At 56.5% G+C, this 26,369-nt stretch carries 26 protein-coding genes; 14 read left to right on the top strand and 12 right to left on the bottom strand.

Annotated features, from left to right (window positions below):
• The first annotated feature begins 43 nt into the window (after nt 1-43).
• The 3 genes from BM316_RS12675 to BM316_RS12665 are packed head-to-tail and all read left to right on the top strand — an operon-like array spanning nt 44 to nt 2,488.
• Nucleotides 44-985 carry a bifunctional riboflavin kinase/FAD synthetase gene (locus BM316_RS12675; protein ID WP_090209120.1) on the top strand — a complete coding sequence of 314 codons (942 nt, stop codon included), beginning with the start codon at nt 44-46 and terminating at the stop codon, nt 983-985.
• On the top strand, nt 975-1,442 hold the full coding sequence (locus BM316_RS12670) for a YcgN family cysteine cluster protein (protein WP_090209117.1): 468 nt from the start codon (nt 975-977) through the stop codon (nt 1,440-1,442). Before BM316_RS12675 ends, BM316_RS12670 begins: the two co-directional genes overlap by 11 nt.
• Nucleotides 1,442-2,488 carry a threonine aldolase family protein gene (locus tag BM316_RS12665; protein WP_090209115.1) on the top strand — a complete coding sequence of 349 codons (1,047 nt, stop codon included), beginning with the start codon at nt 1,442-1,444 and terminating at the stop codon, nt 2,486-2,488. Before BM316_RS12670 ends, BM316_RS12665 begins: the two co-directional genes overlap by 1 nt.
• On the opposite strand, the gene BM316_RS12660 is transcribed toward BM316_RS12665, so the two are convergent.
• Together BM316_RS12660 and BM316_RS12655 are read right to left on the bottom strand one after the other, a co-directional pair.
• A complete protein-coding gene (locus BM316_RS12660; RefSeq protein ID WP_090209112.1) occupies nt 2,457-3,263 on the bottom strand; it encodes an alpha/beta fold hydrolase in 807 nt (268 codons plus the stop codon). The genes BM316_RS12665 and BM316_RS12660 overlap by 32 nt on opposite strands.
• Complete coding sequence (locus BM316_RS12655; protein ID WP_090209109.1) at nt 3,238-3,834, bottom strand: 2-hydroxychromene-2-carboxylate isomerase; 597 nt, start codon at nt 3,832-3,834, stop codon at nt 3,238-3,240. The genes BM316_RS12660 and BM316_RS12655 overlap by 26 nt, the downstream gene beginning before the upstream one ends.
• 116 nt (nt 3,835-3,950) lie before the next feature.
• Between BM316_RS12655 and BM316_RS12650 the strand changes: the two genes are divergently transcribed.
• Nucleotides 3,951-4,970, top strand: coding sequence for a ribose-phosphate pyrophosphokinase (locus tag BM316_RS12650; protein WP_090209106.1), 1,020 nt, complete (start codon nt 3,951-3,953; stop codon nt 4,968-4,970).
• Between the two features lie 101 nt (nt 4,971-5,071).
• Here BM316_RS12650 and BM316_RS12645 read toward each other — a convergent pair whose 3' ends face one another.
• A complete protein-coding gene (locus BM316_RS12645) occupies nt 5,072-5,620 on the bottom strand; it encodes a hypothetical protein (RefSeq protein ID WP_090209104.1) in 549 nt (182 codons plus the stop codon).
• Nucleotides 5,621-5,913: 293 nt separating this feature from the next.
• Nucleotides 5,914-6,261 carry an H-type lectin domain-containing protein gene (locus tag BM316_RS12640; protein ID WP_090209101.1) on the bottom strand — a complete coding sequence of 116 codons (348 nt, stop codon included), beginning with the start codon at nt 6,259-6,261 and terminating at the stop codon, nt 5,914-5,916.
• Nucleotides 6,262-6,401: 140 nt separating this feature from the next.
• On the opposite strand from BM316_RS12640, the gene BM316_RS12635 reads away from it, so the two are divergent.
• Nucleotides 6,402-7,469, top strand: a complete 1,068-nt coding sequence (locus BM316_RS12635; RefSeq protein ID WP_090209098.1) for a hypothetical protein — start codon at nt 6,402-6,404, stop codon at nt 7,467-7,469.
• 48 nt (nt 7,470-7,517) lie between these two features.
• On the opposite strand, the gene BM316_RS12630 is transcribed toward BM316_RS12635, so the two are convergent.
• The 6 genes from BM316_RS12630 to BM316_RS12605 form a co-directional block, all read right to left on the bottom strand.
• Nucleotides 7,518-7,955, bottom strand: a complete 438-nt coding sequence (locus BM316_RS12630; protein ID WP_090209095.1) for a F0F1 ATP synthase subunit epsilon — start codon at nt 7,953-7,955, stop codon at nt 7,518-7,520.
• A gap of 22 nt (nt 7,956-7,977) precedes the next feature.
• Nucleotides 7,978-9,402: a F0F1 ATP synthase subunit beta gene (gene atpD, locus BM316_RS12625; RefSeq protein ID WP_090209092.1), complete on the bottom strand. Its 1,425-nt coding sequence runs from the start codon at nt 9,400-9,402 to the stop codon at nt 7,978-7,980.
• An 18-nt stretch (nt 9,403-9,420) separates the two neighbouring features.
• Nucleotides 9,421-10,293, bottom strand: coding sequence for a F0F1 ATP synthase subunit gamma (locus BM316_RS12620; protein ID WP_090209089.1), 873 nt, complete (start codon nt 10,291-10,293; stop codon nt 9,421-9,423).
• Nucleotides 10,294-10,319: 26 nt separating this feature from the next.
• The gene (atpA, locus tag BM316_RS12615) at nt 10,320-11,855 is read right to left on the bottom strand and encodes a F0F1 ATP synthase subunit alpha (RefSeq protein WP_090209086.1); all 1,536 of its coding nucleotides are present in this window, start codon (nt 11,853-11,855) and stop codon (nt 10,320-10,322) included.
• A complete protein-coding gene (locus BM316_RS12610; protein ID WP_207493696.1) occupies nt 11,856-12,416 on the bottom strand; it encodes a F0F1 ATP synthase subunit delta in 561 nt (186 codons plus the stop codon).
• 469 nt (nt 12,417-12,885) lie between these two features.
• Nucleotides 12,886-13,239 carry a DUF2793 domain-containing protein gene (locus BM316_RS12605; RefSeq protein ID WP_090209083.1) on the bottom strand — a complete coding sequence of 118 codons (354 nt, stop codon included), beginning with the start codon at nt 13,237-13,239 and terminating at the stop codon, nt 12,886-12,888.
• Between the two features lie 216 nt (nt 13,240-13,455).
• Between BM316_RS12605 and galE the strand changes: the two genes are divergently transcribed.
• Together galE and BM316_RS16845 are read left to right on the top strand one after the other, a co-directional pair.
• Nucleotides 13,456-14,469 (top strand): UDP-glucose 4-epimerase GalE, encoded by a 1,014-nt coding sequence (galE, locus tag BM316_RS12600; protein WP_090209080.1) that lies wholly within the window; start codon nt 13,456-13,458, stop codon nt 14,467-14,469.
• Nucleotides 14,470-14,590: 121 nt separating this feature from the next.
• A complete protein-coding gene (locus tag BM316_RS16845) occupies nt 14,591-16,690 on the top strand; it encodes a calcium-binding protein (protein WP_110577550.1) in 2,100 nt (699 codons plus the stop codon).
• Nucleotides 16,691-16,693: 3 nt separating this feature from the next.
• On the opposite strand, the gene BM316_RS12585 is transcribed toward BM316_RS16845, so the two are convergent.
• Together BM316_RS12585 and BM316_RS12580 are read right to left on the bottom strand one after the other, a co-directional pair.
• Nucleotides 16,694-17,800, bottom strand: a complete 1,107-nt coding sequence (locus tag BM316_RS12585; RefSeq protein WP_090209501.1) for a polysaccharide biosynthesis/export family protein — start codon at nt 17,798-17,800, stop codon at nt 16,694-16,696.
• A 101-nt stretch (nt 17,801-17,901) separates the two neighbouring features.
• Complete coding sequence (locus BM316_RS12580) at nt 17,902-18,078, bottom strand: DUF1674 domain-containing protein (protein WP_090209070.1); 177 nt, start codon at nt 18,076-18,078, stop codon at nt 17,902-17,904.
• Nucleotides 18,079-18,149: 71 nt separating this feature from the next.
• Here BM316_RS12580 and BM316_RS12575 point away from each other — a divergent pair, with 71 nt between their 5' ends.
• The 7 genes from BM316_RS12575 to BM316_RS12550 all read left to right on the top strand — a co-directional run bounded on the left by BM316_RS12575 (nt 18,150) and on the right by BM316_RS12550 (nt 26,353).
• On the top strand, nt 18,150-19,424 hold the full coding sequence (locus BM316_RS12575) for an RsmB/NOP family class I SAM-dependent RNA methyltransferase (RefSeq protein ID WP_090209067.1): 1,275 nt from the start codon (nt 18,150-18,152) through the stop codon (nt 19,422-19,424).
• A 78-nt stretch (nt 19,425-19,502) separates the two neighbouring features.
• Nucleotides 19,503-21,242: a heparinase II/III family protein gene (locus BM316_RS12570; RefSeq protein ID WP_311135667.1), complete on the top strand. Its 1,740-nt coding sequence runs from the start codon at nt 19,503-19,505 to the stop codon at nt 21,240-21,242.
• A gap of 16 nt (nt 21,243-21,258) precedes the next feature.
• Nucleotides 21,259-22,848 carry a bifunctional phosphoribosylaminoimidazolecarboxamide formyltransferase/IMP cyclohydrolase gene (gene purH, locus BM316_RS12565; protein WP_090209061.1) on the top strand — a complete coding sequence of 530 codons (1,590 nt, stop codon included), beginning with the start codon at nt 21,259-21,261 and terminating at the stop codon, nt 22,846-22,848.
• Nucleotides 22,849-22,857: 9 nt separating this feature from the next.
• On the top strand, nt 22,858-23,364 hold the full coding sequence (gene lspA, locus BM316_RS12560; RefSeq protein ID WP_090209058.1) for a signal peptidase II: 507 nt from the start codon (nt 22,858-22,860) through the stop codon (nt 23,362-23,364).
• A 49-nt stretch (nt 23,365-23,413) separates the two neighbouring features.
• Nucleotides 23,414-23,620: a DUF3035 domain-containing protein gene (locus BM316_RS16895; protein ID WP_110577549.1), complete on the top strand. Its 207-nt coding sequence runs from the start codon at nt 23,414-23,416 to the stop codon at nt 23,618-23,620.
• A 91-nt stretch (nt 23,621-23,711) separates the two neighbouring features.
• Nucleotides 23,712-25,043: a M16 family metallopeptidase gene (locus BM316_RS12555; RefSeq protein ID WP_090209055.1), complete on the top strand. Its 1,332-nt coding sequence runs from the start codon at nt 23,712-23,714 to the stop codon at nt 25,041-25,043.
• Nucleotides 25,043-26,353, top strand: coding sequence for a M16 family metallopeptidase (locus tag BM316_RS12550; RefSeq protein ID WP_090209052.1), 1,311 nt, complete (start codon nt 25,043-25,045; stop codon nt 26,351-26,353). The genes BM316_RS12555 and BM316_RS12550 overlap by 1 nt, the downstream gene beginning before the upstream one ends.
• Nucleotides 26,354-26,369: the final 16 nt, after the last annotated feature.

The following is a 26,369-nucleotide window of genomic DNA, read 5'->3' as shown; positions in this document are numbered from 1 at the left end:
AGCGGCGCTTGCGTGGGTCGCGCCTCTCGGCTACCCACAGCGCATGCGCATTATCCGTGACACTGCATTTATGGATCCCGCTGACCGTGGCGCCGCCGCGGCCATTGGCAACTTTGACGGTGTCCACATTGGTCACCAGTCCGTCATCGGCCTGATGCGTGAGGCGGCGGACCAGCTTGATGCGCCGACGGGTATCATGACATTTGAGCCTCATCCTCGTGAATTCTTCGGACGCGGCGACAAACCTTTCCGTCTTATGAATGCAGAAGCCAAAGCGAACAGGCTGGCCAAACTTGGCGTTGAGACGCTTTATGAGGTGCCATTCAATGCAGCATTAGCATCACTGACCCCACGCGAATTCGCGCAAAAGATCATCGTGGATCAACTGGGGCTCGTGCACGTCGTGGTGGGCTCGGACTTCTGTTTCGGAAAGGACCGGAAGGGGACGGTGCAAGATCTGCAGCAGTTCGGTGAGGATATGGGGTTTGGCGTGACCATCGCACCGTTGATTGCCGTCGAAACTGCGAATGTTTCATCGACAGCGATCAGACAGGCTTTGACCGATGGCAAACCGCGCGATGCCGCGGCAATGCTGGGGCATTGGCACAGGATCGAAGGTGAGGTGATCCGTGGCGACCAGCGCGGACGCGACTTGGGATATCCTACCGCAAATATGTCGATCTCCGGCCTGCACCGGCCAAAATTTGGCGTCTATGCCGTCAAGGTCGATGTGCTCAGCGGTCCGTATGAAGGCACTTATGACGGGGCGGCGTCGATCGGTGTGCGTCCGATGTTCGGCGAAAATGTCCCGAATTGCGAAACGTTCATTTTCGATTTCAAGGGCGACCTCTACGGCACCCATTTGTCCGTCGCATTAGTCGAATTTCTGAGGCCGGAAATGAAATTCGACAGCCTAGAGGCATTGATTACCCAGATGGACGCGGACTGCGATGAGGCCTGCGATATCCTGACCGATGTCCGCTGAAATCCCCCGTGAGGGTTTGAAGGACCGGTTTTGGGAAACCAAACCGATGGCCGATCTGACCCGTGCAGAGTGGGAAGCGCTTTGTGACGGCTGTGGCAAGTGCTGCCTGAACAAGCTGGAAGACGAGGAAGGCACCGTTGCCCTGACCCGTGTGTCCTGCCGGTTGCTCGACGGCAAGTCCTGCCTTTGCAGCAATTACGCGAACCGCCACAAATATGTGCCCGAATGCATCGTGATGACGCCCGAGACCATCGCGCAGCATATGTACTGGCTGCCGCGCACCTGCGGCTATCGCCTGATCTACGAGGGCCGCCCGCTTTATGACTGGCATCCGCTGATCTCGGGCGATCCAAACTCCGTCCATGAGGCCGGCGTCTCGATGCGCGGGATGACCGTTTCCGAGACTGACGTCGACGAAGACGACTGGGAAGATTTTATTATTCAGGAGCCGCTTTAATGTTCTTTGCCTCTGACAACGCCGGACCTGCCCATCCTTCGGTGATGGACGCGCTGGTGAAAGCCAACGAAGGCTACGCCATGGGGTATGGCGCTGATCCGATCATGGATGAGGTGCGTGAGAGCATTCGTGAGATTTTCGAAGCGCCAGATGCAGCGGTCTATCTGGTGATCAACGGCACATCGGCCAATTCCATCCTGCTCGGCACCATGTCACAGCCATGGCAGACAATTTTTTGCAGTGACTGCGCCCATATCCATGAGGACGAATGCAACGCGCCGGAATTCTATACAGGAGCGAAGCTGACGCTGGTACGAACTGTGGACGGCAAGATGAGCGCCGCCGACCTCAAAACGAAAATTCTGGCAGAAGAAAATCGGGGTGTGCATGGTCCGCAGCGCGGGCCGCTGTCGATCACGCAGGTGACTGAGAAGGGAACAATCTATCAATTGGACGAGCTGCGCGCGTTAACTGCGACCGCGCGAGAATTCGGTATCAAGACCCATCTCGACGGTGCGCGCTTTGCCAATGCACTCATGGCCCTTGATTGCACGCCTGCTGAAATGACTTGGAAAGCGGGTATCGACACTGTCAGCTTTGGCGGCACCAAGAACGGCGCAGTCGGCGTTGAGGCCTGTGTGATCTTTGATCCGGATCTGGCATGGGAATTCGAGTTGCGGCGAAAACGTGGTGGGCATCTGTTGTCCAAGCATCGCTATCTCTCGGCACAGATGCAGGCCTATCTGAAAGACGGGCTGTGGCTGGACATGGCGCGGGCGGCGAATGCGCGTTGTGCGCAACTGGCCGAAGGTCTGGCAGGGCACAACGGGGCACGGATGCTTTACCCTTCAGAGGCCAATATCATCTTCTTCGAGATGCCACGGTCTGAGCACAAACGGATGCTGGACGGGGGCGCGGTTTATTACGTGATGAACGGCGATCCTGAGACAGGCGACCCAGATGAACCGCTGACAGGGCGTCTTGTCACCGACTGGTCGGCAAGCGAAGAGGCCGTCAGCCAGTTCCTGTCTCTGCTGCGCGGATAATCCGCGCAATTTCTGGGATGAACCGGTCACGGATCGGCACCATGTGCCCTGCCCCCGCGACGACGTGATCGGCAGCATGTGGCAGGCGCGCGCAGAGGCTTGCGTGGATATCCGCGATAATCGGTTGTGTCTGGTCGCCCCGGATCAGGGTCACAGGCACGTTGACCTCTGACAGCCGCGCGGGCGAGGTGATGCCGTCGCTATCCTCTTCCAGATCGGCGCCCGTTGCGACGATCAGGTGGATGCGCTCTGTTAGGTAGGCCCTTTGCGCAGCCGGGATGCTGTCCCAGCGGGATGTGCTCCAGACGCTGTTGAAGATCTCGGCGGCGCGCGCTTCATCGCCTTGCAGCATGGCCATCACAAAGGGCCGGAACGTGCGCAGGTAGTCGCCATGCGCTGTGGTCCCTTTTGCTGCCGCAAAGAAGACAGGCTCGATCAGGGTAAGGCGGTTGACCAGATCGGGGCGCTCGACCGCAAGGCGCAGAGCTACGGTCGCCCCGAAAGAGTGCCCAATCACATGGGTCGGCCCATCACAGCAGGCTGCCGCCATCCGTGTCGCCAGCGCCTGATAGGGGGTGCGCCCGTCCCAATCGGGGCTTTGCCCGTGGCCGGGCAGATCCATCAGCTTACCACCGCCCAGCGCTGTGGCCAGCGGCAAGAGCAATTCATGCCGCGCCAGCATACAATGGATGAAAAGCCGCGACGCGTCACTGCCGAGCGTGACGTGGTGTACCTTTGGGGAATTCACTTCAGATGCGGCCAGCCAGATGCGCATCCAGATCGTCGATCCGGTCCTCGCCCCAGAAGACCTGTCCGCTATCAACCACGAAGAATGGCGCACCAAAGACACCGGCGCTGACCGCATCTTCCAGATTCTTGCCGAAGGTTTCGGCGCTGGTCAGCATGTCCTTGTCAGCCAGAGCAGGATCAAGACCACATTTCTCAAGCGCCGCACGCACCACATCGTCCTGACTGATATCCTTTTCTTCTGCCCAGATGGCGGAACCGATCGTCGCGACCAGTTCGGACACGTCGTGGCCTGCATTCTGGGCAGCGATTATGGCATAGGCAGACGGGGCACTATTTGTCGGCCAGAACATCGGCTTGGTGTTGAGTGGTTTGCCGAGCAGCTTGGCCCGCCGCTCCATGTCCTGCAGGCGATAGGCCTGTCGGTTGGGATGCCGGTCTTTTGGCGGCACGCCTCCTGTCCGTGAAAACAGCCCCATGATGTCGCAAGGTTTGTAGGTGATCGTTGCGCCATGCTTCTTGGCAACTTCGGATGGACGTGTGCCGCTTAGATAGGTGTATGGCGAGATCGTCGCGAAGTAGTAATCAATATGCGGCATTTGCCTCTCCTTAGGGCTGGTCATTCTTTGCGAGACGGTAAGCTTGTGCTACGCGGTGTCAACGCCACGAATCTGATGCCGTCCGTGTATCACGCCTTCTGCCAAAGGACCTTTCCATGCCCATCATCAACGAACCCAAGCTGATTGCCGGCAACGCCAACCAGCCACTTGCCAAGGCAATCGCGCGACGCATGTCGATGCACCGCGGAATGGACGTTGGCCTTTGCGATGCGCGGGTTGAACGGTTCAACGATGGCGAGGTTTTCGTCGAGGTTTTTGAAAACGTCCGTGGCGAGGACATGTTTATCGTTCAGCCCACATCTAATCCGGCAAATGACAACCTGATGGAACTGCTCATCATCGCGGACGCCCTGCGCCGCTCGTCTGCTGCGCGGATTACGGCAGTGATCCCTTACTTTGGCTATGCCCGCCAGGACCGACGCTCGAAAGCCCGCACGCCAATCACGGCAAAGCTTGTTTCCAACATGATCGTCGAAGCTGGTATCGAGCGCGTATTAACCCTGGATTTGCACGCAACGCAGATTCAGGGTTTTTTCGATATTCCGGTGGATAACCTTTACGCCTCCCCCATCTACGCGCTGGATGCGATGCACAACTTCCGGGGCAAAATGGACGACGTGATGGTCGTATCGCCTGACGTGGGCGGCGTGGCCCGTGCACGTGATTTGGCCCAGCGGATTGGCGCGCCGCTTTCTATTGTGGACAAACGTCGCGGGAAGCCCGGTGAAGTGGCCGAGATGACCGTGATCGGGGATGTGAAGGACAAGGTTTGCGTCATCGTCGACGACATTGTCGATACGGCCGGGACGCTCTGCAAGGCTGCGCAAGTTCTGATCGAAAACGGCGCGAAAGAAGCTCACGCCTACATCACCCACGGTGTCCTGTCTGGACCGGCTGTTGAGCGGGTTTCAAAATCCGTGATGAAATCGCTGGTCATCACCGATACCATTCAGGCGACAGACGCGGTGAAGGGCTGCAAGAACATTCGCATCGTGCCCACGGCACCAATGTTTGCACAGGCCATCCTGAATACATGGAATGGCACATCCGTGTCGTCGCTCTTTGATCACAAGACGCTCGGCCCGATTTACGAAGGCCTCTACGCCGCAGAGTAACCTTTTCAGCAGATCAGATTTGACCACCCCGACGCAATCGGGGTGGTTTGCATTGCTAGATGTAACTGGTTCCCGGGGTCAGAAGACCCCACAAGGCAGCCCTACCCCCGCTGTGGCGAGTAGCGGACGTTCTCGCGGTTGGGCATACGGTTGCGGATCATGTCCATCAACCCACCGTCGACATTGCTGGCCGCTTTGGGCTTTTGAGCTGGCTTTGGCTGCGCCGGCGCAGGGCGCCCTGGCTGCTTCTGCGCCTGCTCATAAAGTCCAGCCACAGCTGCGCCAGCAAGGAAGATCATCAGATCTTTCGGCTTTTCAAATTCGTAGAACTCCACCCAAAGCTCACCATCCTCACCCGTCCGAAGAAGCGGCGTCGCGTCCTCCGCGAATTCCGATCCCAGCGTAAGCTCATCCCAAGAATGAGGCAGACAGTCATAGCGCGTGAGATGATCTCTCAGCCCGTTCAGGACGACCATTGAAGTGTTGAGGTGATCGTAGGTAGACTTGGTGTCAGTCCCCAGATCATTACTACCTTCAAAGCTTTGCATCACAGATCGCGTTGTTTTGCGCTGTTCTTTGAGCTTGTTCAGGGCTTTGGATTTGAGAAGCTGGACCCGGCGGTTGCTTACTTCGATGATGCTAATAACCATAATAAATCAGCCATACTAATTAAATAAAAATACTCTTCCTTATTGATACGCTCTTGGCTGGCGGAAGTCTCGAAATTTCAAAATAGAGGCGCGCTTTTTGGTAAATTCGGGATTTTGCAGCATTTGCAACGAAACGATTTTAAACGAAATGAATCTCTTTCGCCAAAGCGGGAACAATCAAGTTAAACGCTAAATGAAGGGACGCGATAAGACGCGATCTTCGTTCTGCATCAGCCTGAGTCGAAGATAGGCTTGTCGCTCATTTGGCCGAGCGTCTTCTTGACCGGTGCTGACTAGAGCTCCCAGTCATCTTCATGCGGGAGCTCACCGATCGCCGTCCATGCAACCCTGATCCGCGCAACTCGTGTGTCGCTCCATGTTCGAAAGACGATTTCAAAGCCAGTCTCGGTGATGTTTTCAGCCTGAACATCTGCGCGGATGTTGGACTTATTCGAGATATCCCACATGGAAATGGACACCTGCACGTGGGGCGGTGTCTTGTAACGCTCTGAGAAGTTTACTGCTTCGCGAGATTGCCGCGGCCCGTCACCGCGCCACATCTGTCCGTCATCCTCAAAGTCGGAGAACATCACGGCCTCACCGTGATCTATACCAAGAACGCCACTCTTTACTTCACGCATGACACCAATGTGTCCCTAATACCCTTTGCGCTCAATTCGTCAGATATGTCCCAACAGATTCTGCAGCGCTTTAAGGTTTGATTAAAGAAATAAGTCTAATTGCTTTCAAATTGGTTAAGCCAAAGTGAGGAGCAAAAGCAATGGCTGTGCGTTTCATTTCAATTTTTACCCTCGTCTCCTGCATTTCGATCCTATCTGCCTGCGAGAGCGGCGGCTCGGGCGCAAACTCTGAAGGCACCGGCGGTGCGAGCGGTGCTGGAGGCGGAGGCAGCACTCAGAACCCGGACGATGGGACGGACGGCTCAACGCCTGACACAGGCAACGGCGGGGATGGATCGACTGGCGGATCAGGTGGAAGTGACAGTAGCGGGGGCACCACAGGCGGCAACACTTCTGACAGCGGCAATGGTGGAACAACCGATGGCGGCGGGGCCACTGACAGCGGCGGCAGTACAAGCGATGGCGGCAACACGGCCGGAGGCGGCACCACGGCGAATGACGGGGGTGGGACAGCCGGTGGAACAGGGGGCGGTGGCACAACAGACGACACGGGTGGCGGAACCACTGATGGCGATGACTCAGGTGATGGCGGCACTGATCCCGGTACCGGCGGTGTGGTGACGATACCGGCCTCTGCACTGTTCCTCGCGACTTCCGAAGAACGCCAGTTCTATGAAACAACGTTTCAGTCTGATGTCACCGCAATGGGCCCCGCCTCTGTCGCAGGTGGGCAGACCGCGCATGATAACCTTCCTGCAATCGGAACACTGACCTATGCCGGCTACATGGAACTGTTGGTGGGCGACGGGATTGCGAGTGCGAATGTTGCCGCCCCAGCCACCTTGGTACTGAAGCTTGAGGACTTATCCATTGACGGGTCTGCCACAGGCTTCATGGGCGTCACCGCAGACGAGAACCTGATCCAGCAGGTCGTCAACTACGACGGGACGATCCTGATCACAAATGGCAGTATCAGCGAAGGTCTGTGGGGAAACGCGGCCGTTAAGCTCGATATTGATGGTGCGTTAGACAGTGGTCTGAATGTGTTCACAGTCGATGGAACGCTGGTGGGCAGCCTCTACGGTGCCAATGCAGAAGGGCTACGTGTCCGCGGCACAAACACTGGCCTGGACGGCAGCATGATCACCACGGTGGACGGCAATACCGGAATTATTGGTGTCGGGACGATCAGCGCATTGTCACAGTGACAACATGCGAAAAGAAAGGGCCGGTTCTCACCGGCCCTTGTCTTGTGATCAGTTGTTGACCTGCTTGGACGGGTGGATCCCAATCCGGTCACCAACCGCGACCATGTCTGCCAGCAGCTTGGCTGCGTCATCGACTGGTCCAGGTTCGTTCTTGAATGTCTCTTGCGCACGACCGTAGGCAGCCTTTGCGTCCTCGACCATCTGGTCGAAGATTTCCTGTGTCATCTCGGACTGCGGAAGCGCTTGCTCCGCCAGAACCGAAACACCTTTGGCTGTGATCTCGGCGAAGCCGCCAGAAACGACGTAGGAGTCAGAACCACCGCTGTGAACCACGGTAAGCACGCCTGGGCGCAGCGTCGTGATCGTCGGTGCATGGTCAGCCATAGCTGTCATGTCACCGTCAGCGCCGGGGATCTGAACCTCGGTCGCCTCGACCGATGCCAAACGGCGCTCGGGCGAGACCAGATCGAATTGTAGGTTTGCCATTGGAGGCTCCTTACAGGTTTACTTAGGCTGCAGCTGCGGCCATCTTTTCGGCTTTCGCCTTCACTTCGTCGATGCCGCCAACCATGTAGAAGGCGCCTTCTGGCAGGTGGTCATACTCACCAGCCACAACAGCCTTGAACGAGGCAATCGTGTCTTCCAGAGGAACCTGAACACCTGGCGAACCGGTGAAGACCTGTGCAACGTCGAATGGCTGCGACAGGAAACGCTCGATCTTACGGGCACGGGCAACGGTCAGTTTGTCTTCTTCTGACAGTTCGTCCATGCCGAGGATCGCGATGATATCCTGAAGCGACTTGTAGCGCTGCAGCATGTTCTGCACGTCGGCAGCAACACGGTAGTGCTCTTCACCAACAATCGCAGGGTCAAGCAGACGCGACGTGGAGTCGAGCGGGTCCACAGCAGGGTAGATACCCTTTTCCGAAATCGCACGGTTCAGAACGGTTGTCGCATCGAGGTGCGCAAACGACGTCGCTGGCGCGGGGTCGGTCAAGTCGTCCGCAGGCACGTAGATCGCCTGAACGGAGGTGATCGAACCATTCTTTGTCGATGTAATGCGTTCCTGCATCGCACCCATGTCGGTGGCCAGCGTTGGCTGGTAACCCACAGCGGAAGGAATACGACCCAGAAGCGCTGACACCTCGGAACCGGCCTGTGTGAAGCGGAAGATGTTATCCACGAAGAACAGAACGTCTGTTCCGGACTGGTCGCGGAAAGATTCCGCCATTGTCAGACCAGACAGGGCCACACGCATACGTGCACCTGGAGGCTCGTTCATCTGACCGTAAACCAGCGCCACTTTGGACTTGGTCAGGTCTTCCGCGTCGATAACGCCGGATTCGATGAATTCGTAGTAAAGGTCGTTCCCTTCGCGGGTCCGCTCGCCCACACCGGCGAATACGGAGTAGCCGGAGTGCACTTTCGCGATGTTGTTGATCAGTTCCTGAATGAGAACTGTCTTACCAACACCAGCACCGCCGAACAGACCGATCTTACCACCCTTCGCATATGGCGCGAGGAGGTCGATAACCTTGATGCCTGTTACCAGCACTTCGGATGCGGTGGACTGCTGCTCAAATGTAGGCGCGTCAGCGTGGATGGAGCGGGATTCCTTGGCGCCGATCGGGCCTTTTTCGTCCACGGGCTCACCCACAACGTTCATGATGCGGCCAAGCGTTTCATCACCAACCGGAACCATGATCGGCCCGTCTGTGTCAGTGACTTCCTGACCGCGTACCAGACCTTCGGTGGAGTCCATCGCGATGGCGCGAACAGTGTTCTCACCAAGGTGCTGGGCAACTTCGAGAACGAGGTTCTTGCCGTTGTTGTCTGTGTTAAGGGCGTTCAAAATCTCGGGCAGGTGGTCGTCGAACTGCACGTCAACGACGGCGCCGATAACCTGCGTAATCTTGCCTTTTGCGTTTGCCATAGTGGTCTTCTCCGGGGTCTAGAGCGCTTCAGCGCCCGAAATGATTTCAATCAGCTCGTTGGTGATCACAGCCTGACGCGAGCGGTTGAACTCGATTGTCAGCTTGTCGATCATCTCACCGGCGTTGCGTGTTGCGTTATCCATAGCGGACTGGCGTGCACCCTGCTCGGATGCAGCATTTTCCAGCAGCGCGCTGAAAATGGCCGTTGCCACACCACGTGGAAGCAGGTCAGCGAGGATTTCCTCTTCGCCTGGTTCGTAATCATAAAGCGTGGCTTCAGCGTCTTCAGCCTGCTCGAACTTGGCAGGAATGATCTGCTGCGCTGTCGGATGCTGAGTTACGACGTTTTCGAACCGCGCATAGAAGATTGTCGCGACATCGAATTCGCCTTCATCAAAGCGGCTCAGAACGTCTTTCGCGATCTCCTGGGCATTGGCGTAACCAACACGTTTTACTTCAGAAAGATCAACGTGGCCAACGAAGTGATCACCAAGGTCGCGCTTGAGGGCCGAGCGACCCTTTTTGCCAACCGTGAGGATTTTCACTGTCTTACCTTCGCTCAGCAGTTTCTGAGCGTGGGTCCGCGCCAGCTTGGCGATGTTGCTGTTAAAGCCGCCGCAGAGACCGCGCTCTGCTGTCATGACGACCAGAAGTTGCACCTGATCGCTGCCAGTGCCGGCGAGCAATTTAGGTGCGCTGTCTGATCCGCCAACAGAAGCCGCAAGCCCTGCCATCACAGCGTTGAACCGCTCTGTGTAGGGGCGCGAGGCCTCGGCTGCATCCTGGGCGCGGCGCAGTTTTGCTGCCGCGACCATCTGCATGGCTTTCGTGATCTTGCGGGTCGATTTGACCGACTCGATCCTGTTTTTCAGGTCCTTAAGACTAGGCAAAGCAAAGTCTCCTTTGTCTCAAAGAATTAGGCGAAGTCTTTGGCGAATGCTTCGATAGCCGCTTTGACTTTCTCTTCAGCCTCACCTTTGATCTTCGGATCTTCTTTGGTGATGAAGTCCAGCACGTCTTTTGCGTTTGTGCGCATGTGCTTCAGCAAGCCTGCCTCAAAACGACCGACATCCTTCACCGCAATCTTGTCGAGGAAACCGTTGGTGCCTGCGTAGATCACGCAAACGATCTCTGCGTTTGTCAGCGGGGAATACTGAGGCTGCTTCATCAGCTCTGTCAGACGTGCGCCACGGTTCAGCAGCTGCTGTGTTGCGGCGTCGAGGTCGGAACCGAACTGCGCAAACGCTGCCATTTCGCGGTACTGTGCCAGTTCCAGCTTCACCGGACCGGCGACCGACTTCATCGCATTTGTCTGGGCAGACGAACCAACGCGGGAAACGGACAGACCGGTGTTCACCGCAGGACGGATACCTTGGTAGAAGAGTTCTGTTTCAAGGAAAATCTGGCCGTCGGTGATCGAGATCACGTTGGTCGGAATAAACGCAGAAACGTCACCACCTTGTGTTTCGATGATTGGCAGCGCTGTCAGCGAGCCCGCACCGTTATCTTCGTTCAGCTTTGCGGAACGCTCCAGCAGGCGGGAGTGAAGATAGAAAACGTCACCTGGGTATGCTTCGCGGCCTGGTGGGCGGCGGAGCAGCAGTGACATCTGACGGTAGGACACAGCCTGTTTGGAAAGATCATCGTAAATGATCAGCGCGTGGCGGCCATTGTCACGGAAATGCTCTGCCATTGCGGTCGCAGCGTATGGTGCAAGGAACTGCATCGGCGCTGGATCGGACGCGGTCGCAGCCACAACGATGGAATATTCAATCGCGCCGGATTCTTCGAGCTTCTTCACAAGCTGTGCAACTGTCGAACGCTTCTGACCAACAGCAACGTAAACACAGTAAAGCTTGTCATATTCTTTTTCAGCAGCGTCGTTATAGGACTTCTGGTTCAGCATCGTGTCCAGAGCAACGGCTGTCTTACCCGTCTGGCGGTCTCCAATGATCAGCTCGCGCTGGCCGCGGCCAATCGGGATCATCGCGTCAACCGACTTCAGGCCTGTCGCCATTGGTTCGTGAACCGACTTACGCGGGATGATGCCCGGCGCCTTTGAGTCAGCGACAGCGCGCTGTGAAGCGTTGATTGGACCCTTGCCATCAAGCGGGTTGCCCAGACCGTCGACAACGCGACCCAGCAGTTCGTCACCAACAGGCACGTCCACGATGGACTTGGTGCGCTTGACGGTGTCGCCTTCTTTAATGTCACGGTCAGAACCAAAGATAACAACACCAACGTTGTCAGCTTCGAGGTTCAGAGCCATCCCGCGGATACCGCCGGGGAATTCGACCATTTCACCAGCCTGCACATTGTCGAGGCCGTATACGCGCGCGATACCGTCGCCGACGCTCAGTACGCGGCCAACTTCGGCCACTTCGGCTTCTTGACCGAAGTTCTTGATCTGGTCCTTCAGGATCGCAGAAATTTCAGACGCTTGGATCGCCATTTATCCGACCTCTTTCATAGTGTTCTGGAGTGCGTTGAGCTTGGAAGCGATCGATGTGTCGATCATCTTTGAGCCCACTTTGACAATTAGACCGCCGATGATGCTTTCATCGACGGTTTCTTTGATAGTGACAGCTTTGCCCACCTGGGCCTTGAGAGTCTCAGAAAGCTTTTCGGTTTGTGCCTTGGTCAGCTTCTTGGCGGTTGTCACTTCCGCCGTCACCTCACCACGTTCCTCGGCCAGTCGGTCCTGAAGAACAGCCACAAGCTGTGGCAGAACAAACAAACGGCGCTTGCTTGCCAGCAGCGCCAATACATTGCTTGTTGTCTCTGAGAGTTCCATTTGCTTTGCGATTGCGCTGATCGCGGCACCCTGCTCTTCGCGGCTGTATAGCGGTGAATGCAAGAGAGTGCGGAGGTCTGCGCTTTCGGCCATCGCCGCTTCCAGCGCGGCAACATCTGATTCGAGCGCCTTGATCGCCTTGCCTTCTTTGGCGAGGTCGAACACGGCGGTTGCATAGCGCGAGGCGATGCCTGTCGAAATACCAGCAGTTTCGGACACGTGTAGCCTTCCGATATCTTGGGCCCTGACCCACAAAACCTGACCGTGTCAGGCAGCGGGTGAGCAACTTCTTTTGCCCTCACGGATGCGAGAGCGGCAAAATCAGGCGCGATGTAGCAGAGGTCCCATATGGTCGCAAGCTCTCTGGATGAAGATTCCGCGACAGATCAGCGCAACGCATCAACAGTCAGAGGATTTAGCGGGTTTTTCGGGCACTCCGCTGGCTTGGTGATGCTGGATATGCGGTGCAGACGTTTTAATGGCGTCCACGCTTGATCGGCTCAATCTTGAGCCGATTCTTGCGGTTGCAGAGTTTCGGATACTCTCAGCGTGCATGTCGCGCATGCGCCGCCACTGTATCGTCGCGTTCGGACGACGGAGCTGTAAAGTGACCGCGCCCTAAACGGACGCGGGTCTTGATTTCTTATGTCAGGATTCGACGATTGCGCAGTTTTCGCGTCGGACTACCCTATGGCGCCAACGCCGCCAGCGGCTGCCAACTCCCTCCAGAGTATACCTTGAGTGTCAGGTCAGACTTGCACCAAGCGGTCCATCCTTCTGCAGGGTTTACGAACAGCCATCCCCCACCGCGCCAGGATGCAATCATTCCGTCCCGCCCGGCCCAAACACCTGTTGCGCCAACACCGATGCCCCATGATTGACCTTCTTGAGGGCTTGGCGGTGCAATAGCCGCTTGATCACTTTCCAAAGTGAGCTGGACGATCAGGTCCAAAAGCTCCAGCGCCTCGTTGTGGGTGACGTGTTTCTGCGCCTGTGCTGGCATCATGACAGGTAAGGAGAGTTTAGCGGTGACGTCGGTCATCTGAGATTTCTTTCGTAGGGGATCATCGACCAATACGTTGCAAGCCCTCGCCTTTCTTTCGCCTTACCGCAGCGCACGTCGGTTAACTGATCATCAATGCTCCAATGGCCGTTGGGAACGGGTATTTTTTAAAAGGAGCTTATCTATCACGCCCAAGCCGATTGCACCTATCCCTGTCGCCTCTTAGACAGGCATGACGTTATCAGGGATCACACCATGCGCGTCTTGGTCACCGGCGGCGCCGGATATATCGGCACCCACACATTGCTTGAACTCATGGCCCAAGGTCATGAGACATTTGTGTACGACAACCTCTCCAACGCGCACCCTAAGGCGCTTGAACGCGTGCAGTCCCTGTCGAACCGGCAGGTCAACAGCGTCCCTGGTGACGTCCGCGACACCGAGAGCCTCGATTCCGTGATGCAGGATTTCCGTCCGGAAGCTGTCATTCATTTCGCGGGCCTTAAGGCCGTCGGCGAAAGTGAAGAGAAGCCCTTGCTCTATTATGACGTAAATGTGCGCGGCACGGTTAGTCTTTTGCAGTCGATGGACAAAGTTGGCTGCCACAACATCATCTTTTCGTCCTCAGCAACTGTTTACGGCGAGCCTGACCAAATGCTCTGTGATGAAGATCATCCAACACGACCCGCATCAGTCTATGGCCGGACAAAGCTGATCGCAGAACAGATTCTCACCGATTGGAGCGGGACCCATCCGGAGAACTCAGCAGTGCTGCTGCGGTACTTTAATCCGGTCGGCGCGCATCCCTCTGGCGAGATCGGCGAAGATCCGAATGACGTTCCCAACAACTTGATGCCTTTCATCGCACAGGTGGCTGTTGGCAAACGTGCTGCGTTGCAGATATTCGGTGACGACTACGATACGCCTGACGGAACCGGTCTTCGGGATTACATTCATGTGACAGATCTGGCGCGTGCGCATGTTGCAGCCGTTGACTATGCTGATAGTCATTCTGGCGCACGCCCTTTCAATATCGGGACCGGTCAGAGTTATAGCGTAAAAGACATGGTCGCTGCCTTCGAGAAGGCATGCGGCAAGCAACTGCCGACGCAGATTGCCCCCCGTCGCAAAGGTGATATCGCAGCCATCACCGCCGATCCCGCGCGTGCGCAACGCGAATTGCATTGGCAGGCCGAGCACTCGCTGGATGACATGGCTGCCAGCACTTGGAAATGGCAGTCCAAGAACCCGAATGGATACGGCGACTGAATCTGAGTGCGCCACCGGCGCAGTTTGATCGCTAAAATCGTCAGTAAATCTGGTGCATTGATTCCATGATGCTTAACGGCCTGTTTGTAGGCTGGTGCCCATCCAGACTTCGGGGGCCTTTATGTCACGGATCAAGGTCGTTGCCTTTGCTGTAGGTGACAACAGTCACGCGCATTCGCGCATCACTGATTTGCACGTTCTCCAAGACCCTGGATCATGGCAGGTCATCAGCACGACGCGGTACGACGGTGTGTTGCAGCTGTGGGTGCCCGACGACAACACGCTCACCGTGGGCGCCACGATGTCATACAGGGGGCATTTGGCTGCGGGTGGTATTGGGACACTGACAGCGCTTGGCGACGACCTTATTGTGGGCGGCGGACCAGATGGTCAGTTGCAGATCGTGACAGTGAACGGTGACAACTTGGAAGCGGCATCGTGGCTAAACACACTGCCATCTGACTTCGGAAGTCTCAAAACCACTGCCGTGCATGAAAATGCGCAGACAGTTTCGGTTTACGGTAGTCTTGCCGGTCTGCCAGGCATTGCGGAGATCATTTTCAGTCCTGCAGGCGCTTTAATTGGACACGGTCTACATGCTGATCCGGTCGAACCTTCCTTGGCGACTATTGCAGCTATGACAGTGATAGCATCAGAGGCTGGCGCTTATTTGCTTACGGCTCATGCGACAGAGAACCCGTTGGTTCTTCGGAGGATTGAGGCCGACGGCGGTTTGTCTGACCCGCAGTCTATCGGACCAGAAGACGGCCTTTGGATCAGCGCGGCTTCTGTGATGGAAAGTGTAAGCGTGAATGGGCGGCACTATGTTGTTGTGGGTGCGGCGGGAACAGACAGCCTGAGTGTGGTTGAGGTTTCGGCGGATGGGCGGATGCTGGTGAGGGATCACATCATCGACAGTCGTGATACGCGATTTGGGGGCGTTACAGCACTTGATGTCATTGAGGCCGGTGGCAAGACTTACGTCATTGCAGGAGGCGCCGATGACGGAATTTCAATTTTCGTGCTTTTGTCCGGAGGCTTCTTAGTTCATCGCGCGTCTATTGAAGATACAGTTGACATCAGTCTTGCAAATGTCAGCGCCATTGCATCGCATGCATCTGGCGACGGCAGCGTTGATCTTTTCGTTGCGAGTAGTGTCAATCCAGGTCTCACCCGACTGCATTTTGACGGTGGCGGCGCAGGGCTGACTGCCATCGGGGTGCCGCAAGGTGGAAACATAACCGGAACGACAGGATTTGACATTTTGCAGGGCCTGGAGGGTGACGATGTCATTAATGCGGGTCATGGCGACGATATATTACAGGACGGGGGTGGGTCAGATCTTTTGAAGGGTGGCGCGGGTGCTGATGTCTTTATTCTGATGGCTGATAATCGCACTGACCGGATTACAGACTTCCAGCCCGGACAAGACAAACTCGACCTATCGCACTGGCCGCTTCTGCGTGACATCGCGCAACTTACGATCAGCTTGCGAGAGACCGGTATGGAAATCCGATATGGCTCCGAAATCCTGATCGTGGAGAGCGCTGATGGCCAGCCGATCGACTATCGCACCTTATCCACGTCGGACCTGATCGGCGCGTCGCGATTGAGCACTATCCTCACCCCGGGATATGCCGGACCGCCTCGCCCGCCAGTTCAGCCAGATCAGCCTGATCTCCCTTACGCGGCTTTCGATCCTGGCCTGCCTTTCGGCCTTCTAACCGCAGGATTGAGCAGTCAGCTGCGCGCAATGATGTCAGACCCGAGCGCTGCTACCGCTTCCGAGGTGAGCCAACTGCTGATCGGAGGAACCGGAACCGACATGTTGACAGGGGGCCTGCGAGACGATGTTCTGCTTGGCCGAAACGGAGACGATACGCTTTCGGGGGGTGAGGGTGCTGACGTCCTCAGCGGCGGTCGCGGAAATGACCACCTTGAAGGTGCTGCAGGTGATGATCAGTTGTTCGGCGGTCAGGGCGCAGACACATTCATTTTCAATGCGGGCACAGACACCATTGCCGACTTTGAAGTCGGGACTGACCAAATGATCCTGGCAGCGCGCCTCTGGTCCGGCCTCACATCGGCAGCCGACGTTCTTTTGTTCTACGGTGAGACCACGTCAGATGGCTTTCAAATCAACTTCGACACCGGCGACCGGCTTGTGCTTTTGGGCATCGGCGAGGCGCTAGACCTCGCCGATGATATCATTCTCTTCTGACGATCAGTTCAGCGTGCTTGTCACGCTATTGGTCAAACCCAAAGCTGCCAAAAACGGTCCAAGCGCGCTTTCAGTCCCGTAGATCAGGTCACCATCCTGAAGTGGGAAATCACCTGCCGAAAACAGCCCATCGGCAGAAGTCAGATCAATCAGGAAGACAACACGCTCCCGCGGCGGCCCAGTCAATCCGTCGCCAAGCTGACTTGCATGGTAGTTCCGCAGGATCAGGACACCTTCAGGGTTGGCCGTGCCGGCATTTACGCCGCCCATAAATGCAATCGCCTCAAGAGCAGTAAAATGGGCTGACGGGAAATCGAAGATCGACTGTGACCCGGTCGCACCGAGGGTTATGAACTGCCGCTCGTCATCCACCACGAAAATCCGGTCGCCACCGCGAACGGCAATATTCAGGCTTGGCGTTTGCAAAAGCTGGTCGAACCCGATCCCAAATGTCCTTCCGTCCCTGACAAGTCGGACCTGCGGAGAGTTGAAAGTCGGGTCAGGACCACCTGCGAGTGAGAAAAGCTCGAGGATCGAAAAGTCGCGTTGCGGCAAGGGGTAGAGCCCTGGTGCTGTGACGCCAGCGGCAAGGTTGGCCGTATTTGCGCGGCCAGCCTCAACGACAAGCTGAACCTGCGCTGACGGCACTGTCATCACCAGCTCTTCTTCAATCCGCTGGCGTGCCGTCGAAGGCGCCATCCCCGCAACGCGCAATTCCCCAATGAACGGCACGAAAATCCGTCCTGCAGGATCAACCTCTGTCGGTTGGATTGGCGTCACACCCGCAGCGCCAAAAATGGAGTTTTCTTCAGCGTCCCAAATTGTAAGCTGCACCGTATCGCCTGGCGCAATAATCAGTGACGATGGTTGTCTTTGGGCCGTTGGCCAAGGCAGATTGGCAAGACCCGATATTCCCCAGTTCCGCAAAACAGGCAGCGTTTCGCGGTTCACCTCGTAGTAGGCAAAGTCATAAAGTTCGCCATCAGCGCCAAGTGGTGCGAATGGATTGGAAGCGGCAAGCACTTCAGATTGGAAACCCGCCCCACGCGGAAGGCCGCACGCCGCAAGCGCCAAACACGCGAGCACGGCAAAAGCTCGTTTTGCTAGCAATGAATTTTCCCCCAAGCAACTGGAGGCAAATTACAGCCTTCCGCAATATCTACAAGGCGTCTCGCCCGATGAATCGCCGCATCAGGGGGCGGCGATCCAAGTCAGAAGTCGATTGCCAGCCCCTTCTTCTCCCAGTCACCGTAACGGACAGGTTCTGGCCCATCGCGCCCACCAAGTTCGGGCGGCAATGCGGCTTCTTGTGCCTTTTTGCGTCTCTCTTCGGCCTCGGCCAGAGCGCGTTGCGCTGCTGGTGGCAATTCTTTGGTGTCATCAGTCACGAAGGCGGGCTCCTTGTGGTGGTTTCAGTTGTGATATACCTGCCGCCCATCAAGCTTCAAGAGAGTGTCATATGACTCAGACGGGCCTGCCTGCCAGACGCACGGCGCATTATTTGCTTATGCAGATCATCGAAGAGGGACGCCTTTTGGCAGAGTTGGTCGGCGCTGGAGCGCTCTCGCGACTTGAAGCAGAGGATCGCGCCCGCGCGCAACGGCTGGCAAACGATACCCTCAGAGGTCTGGATCGGGCGGACCGGATGCTCAAACCATTCCTCAAGAAATCTCCGCCCCTCTTCGTGATGAATGCTTTGCGCCTAGGCACAGTCGAACTGGGAGAGGGCGAAGCAGCGCACGGAGTCGTCAACGCCTACGTTGAAATCGTTGCCCGCAACAAACGCACGCAGGCGATGAAAGGCCTCGTCAACGCAGTCCTGCGAAAAATGGCAAGTGCAGGACCTGAGGAATGGAGCAAACGACCAGTCCCGCTAACGCCCGGCTGGTTGCGGCAGCCTCTTGTTTCGGCTTGGGGGCGTGATGCGGTTTCAGCGATGGAGTCAGCCCATTTTGCGGGCGCACCGCTGGACTTGACCGCAAAGGGCGACGCGAAAGCTGTGGCAAACGCCGTCGGGGGACAGGTCTTGCCGAGTGGGTCGATCCGCATCCAGGATGCAGGACAGGTGACCCAGATCGCTGGCTACGCAACCGGCGACTGGTGGGTGCAGGACGCGGCGGCAGCGATCCCTGTCAAAGCGTTGGGCGGTGTGAAAGGACTCAAGGTGCTTGATCTCTGTGCAGCACCCGGTGGCAAAACAATGCAACTGGCAGCCGGCGGCGCAGAGGTAACCGCTGTGGATCTTTCGGCAAAACGCATGGAAAGGGTCGAGGAAAACCTGACTCGTGTAGGGCTGACGGCGCGCACGGTTGTCAGCGACGCCTTTGATTTTGCCGAAGATGGTTTTGATGTGGTCCTGCTCGATGCACCATGTTCGGCAACCGGGACAATTCGCCGACATCCTGACCTGCCCTATGCGAAGGACGGCTCCGAGTTCGGCACGCTCATTGCGCAGCAAGAAGCGCTCATTGATCATGCATTGAATCTCATCAAACCCGGCGGACGCCTTGTTTTTTGCACGTGTTCGCTTTTGCCAGATGAAGGTGAAGTGCAGATCGAAGAGGCATTGCAGCGCCACCCCAAATTGAAGGTTCTTACCGAGGCCCTCGACCTTCCCGGGATCGACAAGAGCTGGAAGACAACAGAAGGCGGGCTGCGGCTGCGACCAGATTATTGGTCAGAGCTTGGCGGCATGGACGGGTTCTACATCGCGGTCATTGAAAAGCCCGCGTGACTTGGCGCAGCCCCTTTTCTATGGTCACCTGCAACGGAAAGTGTGACCAGTAGAATTGAGGCTGTCTGTTTGGCCAAGTTGAACAAGCTTCGAACAGGTGCCGCTCGCTTTATGCACCGCCGCCACGCGCGGCGCGCAGCGCGACGCGATATCTCGACGTCCTTCGTGACGTTACCACTTCCGCGAACAATTGGCGTTGTGGCACGCGGGAAGCAGCTGATCGAAGGTAATTTCCTTTTCTCAGGCCTGCTGGTGGAGGGACCAGAACAGTCAATCTGGCAGATTGCCCAAAATAATCCGCTCGTCAGCGATGAAATCCACGGCTGCGCGTGGCTCGATGATCTAGCTGCTGTCGGTGACGATGCTGCCAGGCAAAAGGCGCAGTCTTGGGTTGCGGACTGGATCGCAGCCTATGGTGGTGGCGATGGGCCGGGTTGGACGCCTGGCATTACAGGCCGCCGCTTGATCCGATGGATCAATCATGGTGCGTTCCTGCTGCGCGGTCAGGGAAAAGATTTCAGTACCAAGTTCTATCGCACCTTAGGCCAGCAAACAGTGTTTGTCTCACAGCGCTGGGTCGCAGCACACCCTGGCCTCCGCCGGTTCGAGGCACTATCAGGCGCAATCTATGGCGGCCTGTCGCTCAAGAACATGGACCAGTCGATCGACACCCTTGTCGCGGCACTCGCGATCGAATGCGACACCCGTATCGGCGACGACGGGAGTATCGAAAGCCGTAATCCGGAAGAACTTCTCGAGGTTCTCAGTCTTTTGATCTGGACCCGCGATGCGCTCCAATCTGCAGAACGTACCGTTCCGCAGTCTGTTTCAAGCGCCATAACACGCATCGCACCAGCGATGCGCGCTCTACGTCACGCAGACGGTGGGTTGGCGCGGTTTCACGGCGGAGGGCGTGGCATTGATGGGCGATTGGATGAGGCGCTAGCCTATTCCGGCGTGCGTTCCACCCCCTCCACCGCACCGCTTATGGGGTATGCTCGCCTGACAAGCGGCCGCACGACGGTCATCGTCGATGCAGCCGCACCACCGTCGGGACCGAGTTCTATCTATGCGCATGCAAGTACACTGGCGCTTGAGCTGACATCAGGACGGCGACCAGTGATTGTCAGTTGCGGATCCGGTGCGCGATTTGGTCAAAACTGGCTGCGCGCAAGTCGCGCAACACCAAGCCATTCGACCGTGATGATCGAAGGGGTCTCATCGTCGCATCTTGCCGATCGGCCGCACGAGACAGGCGCAAAAGAAGAATTGGTCGAAATCCCGCGCCAAGTTCGCTGCGACCACATGCAAACAGAAAGTGGCAGAAAACTCGAGCTCTCTCACAACGGCTATCAACCCGATTTCGGGCTTACCCATGGACGCACTCTTGAACTCTCGGTGGATGGGCGCACGCTGATTGGCGAAGACTATCTGATGACCTTGGGCGACAGCGACAAAGCAATCTTCGGCAAGGCGCTCAAATCAGCGGTTGATCGCGGCATCCCTTACACGGTCCGTTTTCATTTGCATCCTGATGTTGATGTGGACGTCAATACTGAAGGATCCGCTGCAGCGCTGCGGCTGAAGTCGGGAGAAGTTTGGGTGTTTTCGCATGACGGAACTGCGAAACTTTCACTTTCTGCCTCGGTTTATCTCGAAAATGGCCGATTGAAGCCCCGTGCGACACAACAGGTGGTTTTATCCGGCCACGCTTTGGCCTATGCGACACGCGTTCGCTGGTCTTTGGCCAAGGCGCAGGATACGCCAAGTTTCGTGCGCGATTTTCCCAAAGGCGATCGGATGGACCTGACTGATTAGCCTTCTAGGAGCCATTATGACCAACCTCGCCCCACTACGCCGCGCACTTTTGTCTGTTTCCGACAAAACCGGATTGATTGAACTGGGCAAGGGGCTCGCGGCGCATGGCGTCGAGTTACTTTCAACCGGCGGATCAGCAAAAGCGCTACGTGACGCGGGACTAAAGGTCAAAGATGTGTCTGATGTCACGGGCTTTCCTGAGATGATGGACGGGCGGGTCAAAACACTGCATCCAGTCGTGCATGGCGGAATTCTTGGCCGCCGCGATCTGGAGACACACGTCGCTGCCATGGATGAGCATCAGATTCACCCAATCGACCTTGTGGTGGTGAACCTTTACCCGTTCGAAGAAACCGTCGCCAAGGGCGCCGATTTCGAAACCTGCATCGAGAACATCGATATTGGTGGGCCGGCCATGATCCGCTCGGCCGCTAAGAACCATGCCTACGTTTGTGTTGTTACAGATGTAGAGGACTACGACCGCGTCCTGAATGAACTTGATGAAAACGACGGGCAAACGACCCTTGCCTTGCGACAGCGGCTTGCGCAAACCGCTTACGCCCGAACAGCTGCCTATGATACCGCGGTCAGCACTTGGATGGCTGCTGCCATTGCTGACGAGACACCACGCCGACGCTCGTTCTCCGGTACTTTCAAACAAGTCATGCGCTACGGTGAAAACAGCCACCAGTCGGCGGCATTCTATACCGATGGCACCAATCGCCCGGGCGTGGCGACTGCGGTTCAGCATCAGGGCAAGGACCTGTCCTACAACAACATCAACGATACAGACGCTGCCTTTGAACTTGTGGCCGAATTCGATCCTGCTGACGGACCAGCCGTCGCAATCATCAAACACGCGAACCCCTGCGGTGTTGCGCGCGGCGCAACCCTTCTTGAGACTTATCAGAACGCATTCGATTGCGATCGGACCAGTGCATTCGGTGGCATCGTCGCCATGAACTGGCCTCTGGATGAAGAAACAGCAAAAGCTATCGCAGAGATCTTCACCGAAGTTGTGATTGCGCCGGGAGCCTCAGACGAGGCAAAAGCCGTTTTCGCTGCAAAAAAGAATCTACGACTGTTAACGACCGAGGGGCTACCTGACGTCAAAGCGCCAATCACGACCTATCGCCAGGTTGCCGGAGGTATGCTCGTTCAGGACAAAGACACCGGATACGTCGGTATGGACGATCTTAGGGTCGTGACGAAGAAATCTCCGACATCAGCACAAATGGATGACCTGCTGTTCGCTTGGAAGGTGGCAAAACATGTCAAATCCAATGCGATCGTCTATGTCAAAGACAAGGCAACGGTCGGTGTCGGCGCAGGCCAAATGTCGCGTCTGGACAGCGCACTGATCGCAGCACGCAAGGCAGAGCGGATGGCAGAAGCGATGGGCTTGTCAGAGCCATTGACCAAAGGATCGGCCGTTGCATCTGATGCGTTTTTTCCTTTCGCAGACGGTCTCATGGAAGCAGCGGCAGCCGGTGCTACATGTGTGATCCAACCGGGTGGTTCCATGCGCGATGAAGAGGTCATTGCAGCGGCCGATGAGGCCGGCATCGCAATGGTCTTCACCGGTATGCGCCACTTCCGGCACTAAGGATACGTCATGCGCCTGATGACTTGGACAGCGATCTGGATCTTCTTTCTTGATCAGGTGATCAAGTTCCATGTGCTGTTCAATGTCTTTGGCCTGCAATGGCAGGATGTGCGCGTTCCGACTGGCCAACTGCCATATCCGCCACCAGTCGAGGTATTCCCTCCGTTTCTTGTTTTAACAATGGCGTGGAACCGCGGGGTCAATTTCGGTCTCTTTGCGGAATTTGATATGCGCTGGGTACTGATCGGCGTCGCTTTTGCCATTTCAATCGCAGTGGTCTGGTGGCTTAGACGGTCGGGCGGCAGCAAGTGGGTCTATCTCTCCGGAGGGCTTTTGATCGGCGGGGCGATGGGAAATGTCATTGACCGTATTTTCTACGGGGCGGTTGCCGACTTTCTGAACATGTCTTGTTGCGGTATCTCAAACCCCTATGCGTTCAACGTCGCGGACATCTCGATCTTTCTTGGCGCAATTGGTCTTGCCTTTCTCTCAGACGACAAAAAGAAAGCGGCGTGACTGGGCATGGCGCTTGCGCTAAGGAAGGGACAAAGCAGAGGGATGGTTGATGCGTAGGCGGGTTCTTTCAGTTTTAGCCCTGATCTTGATGGCGGCCTGTGGTGGCCCGGGTCCTGATTTTGCCAATCCTTTGGCGATTGAAGGGGGTGGACCAGACGCGACTGACCTTCGATTAAATGATCCTTTGGTCATTCCACCGACAAACACCCTTCCACAACCGACTCCGGGTGGCGCCAATCTGGCGGACCCCGGTTAGACTACACCGCACCTCACAAGCGCGTATGATGCCTTGAACCGCTTTGGCGGAGCGGTACTTATTACCGCAAAGAGTTTTCAGACGGATCGCCATGAAACATGTTCTCGCCGCCCTTGCCCTGATCTTTGTTCCGCTTTCTCTGCAAGCCGAGGAAGTAACGACGTATATGCTTGATAACGGGATGGAGGTTGTTGTCATCGAAGACAACCGCGCGCCGGTCGTTGTGCACATGGTGTGGTACAAGGCTGGGTCTGCCGATGAATCCGAAGGTGTGTCAGGCGTGGCGCATTTTCTTGAACACCTGTTGTTCAAAGCGACCGAGACATTGGAAGCTGGCGAGTTCTCGGCAACCGTGGCCGCCAATGGTGGCAGCGACAACGCCTTTACCAGCTATGACTACACCGCCTATTTCCAGCGCGTCGCGGCAGATCGGCTAGAGCTGATGATGCAGATGGAAAGTGACCGGATGAATAACATCCGCCTGACCGAAGAAGATATTCTGACCGAGCGGCAGGTGATCCTTGAAGAACGCAACCAACGGACCGAAAACGAGCCGAATGCATTGGCAAGGGAGCAATTTGCAGCCGCTCTCTATCAAAACCACCGCTACGGCGTGCCAATCATTGGCTGGAAGCATGAGATGGAAGAGCTCGACATGGACGATGTCATGGCGTTTTACGATCTCTACTACTCGCCAAATAATGCAGTTCTGGTTGTTGCGGGCGACGTCGTGCCTGAAGACGTTCTGGCTTTGGCCGAAAAATACTATGGCGTGATTCCGGCCGAGGCGCAGCTTCCGCCCCGGGAACGCCCAGAAGAACCACCCCACCGCGCCGAACGACGTTTGACCTATGTCGATCCCCGGGTCAGCCAGCCTTACCTGATCAGGAATTACCTCGCACCCGAGCGCGACGCTGGCGCACAACAGGAGGCTGCAGCGCTTGTCTATCTCGCAGAACTGCTCGGGGGCTCACCTTTCACTTCAGCTTTGGGGCAAGCACTGCAGTTTGAAACAGATACGGCAATCTGGACCAGTGCTTCATATCGTGGCTCCAGTCTTGATGAGACGGTATTCTCTTTTGCGGTTGTTCCATCGGAAGGTGTGAGCTTGTCGGAAGCCGAGGCCGCAATGGATGAAGTCATCGCGAACTGGTTGGCGGATGAAATTGACCCGGAACGCCTCGAAAGCATTCGCACCCAGCTCAGAGCGTCGGAAGTGTATGCAAAGGACGACACGCAGGGCCTCGCCAGACGCTATGGCGCTGCATTGACCCAAGGTCTGACCGTTGAGGACGTTCAGGCGTGGCCAGATATCCTGCAATCGGTGACTGCCGAAGATATCAAGGCTGTCGCTGAAAAGGTCTTTGACCGCCGTCGGTCCGTGACAGGTTGGGTTGTATCGTCGCAAGAGGAGGCCAACTGATGCTGCGCTTTGTCCTGATTATCTGTTTTTTGCTCGTCGGAACGACGGCGCGCGCTGAAATCGACATCAAGCAAGTGACCTCGCCTGGCGGCATCGATGCTTGGGTTGTCGAAGAAAACGCGATCCCATTTGTGGCTATGGAGATCAGATTCCGTGGTGGTGCCGCGCTTGATCTTCCGGGCAAACGCGGCGCGACAAATCTGATGATGGCGCTTTTGGAAGAAGGCGCAGCAGACCTCACAGCGCAGGAATTCCAAGCAGAACGTGAGCGGCTTGCCGCAAGTTTCAGTTTTCGAGCTTTTGATGATACCTTGTCGATCTCTGCACGGTTCCTGACCGAAAACAAAGAAGAGGCGTTAGAGCTGCTGCGAAAGGCAATTATCGAACCGACCTTCGATCAAGATGCCATCGACCGCGTCAGAGCGCAGATTTTGTCAGGGATCGCGAGCGATGAAAAAGATCCTAATCGGATTGCGAGCGCCGCATTTAATGCAGCGGCTTTTGAGGACCATCCCTACGGATCGTCACTTGATGGGACCGTAGAAAGCGTCAATGCGCTGACGCGGGATGATTTGGTCATTGCGCATCAGAATGCACTCACACGCGACAGACTCTATGTGTCCGTTGTCGGCGATACGACCTCCGAGACCATTGGCGCGATTTTGGACGCACTACTCGGTGAACTCCCTGCAGTCGGTGTACCCGATCCTTCCTATGTCCCGTTCGGCCTCTCCGGAGGTATCACCGTCATTGACTTTGAGACGCCTCAGTCAGTTGCACTTTTCGGGCACAGAGGCATTAAGCGCGATGACGACGACTTCTTCGCGGCCTTCATTATCAACCAAGTCCTCGGAGCAGGTGGCTTTGAATCGCGCCTGATGACGGAGGTGCGCGAAAAGCGTGGCCTTACATATGGCATCAGCACCTTCCTTGTGCCGAAGTTCCATTCGGAGATGGTTATCGGTTCGGTGGCTTCGTCCAATGAAACGATTGCCGAAGCGATTGATGTTATCCGCGCTGAATGGTCCCGCATGGCCGAAACAGGGATGACGGCTGATGAATTGGAGACAGCGAAGAAGTATCTGACCGGAGAGTATCCGCTGCGTTTTGACGGCAACGCAGAGATCGCCAAAATCATGGTTGGGATGCAGATGGTCGGCCTTCCGCCTGACTATGTTGTCAATCGCAATGACTATGTCGAAGCGGTCACACTCGACGATATCAAGCGCGTCGCTGCGGAGCTGCTGCATCCAGATGAGCTTCACTTCGTGGTGGTCGGACAACCCGTCGGGTTGGAAAGCACAGAGTAGGTCAACACTTACTTTT

This window comes from Yoonia litorea, from assembly GCF_900114675.1.
GTDB lineage: Bacteria > Pseudomonadota > Alphaproteobacteria > Rhodobacterales > Rhodobacteraceae > Yoonia > Yoonia litorea.
Note: the sequence above shows the minus strand (reverse complement) of the source record. Positions and strands in the feature narration are given on the sequence as shown.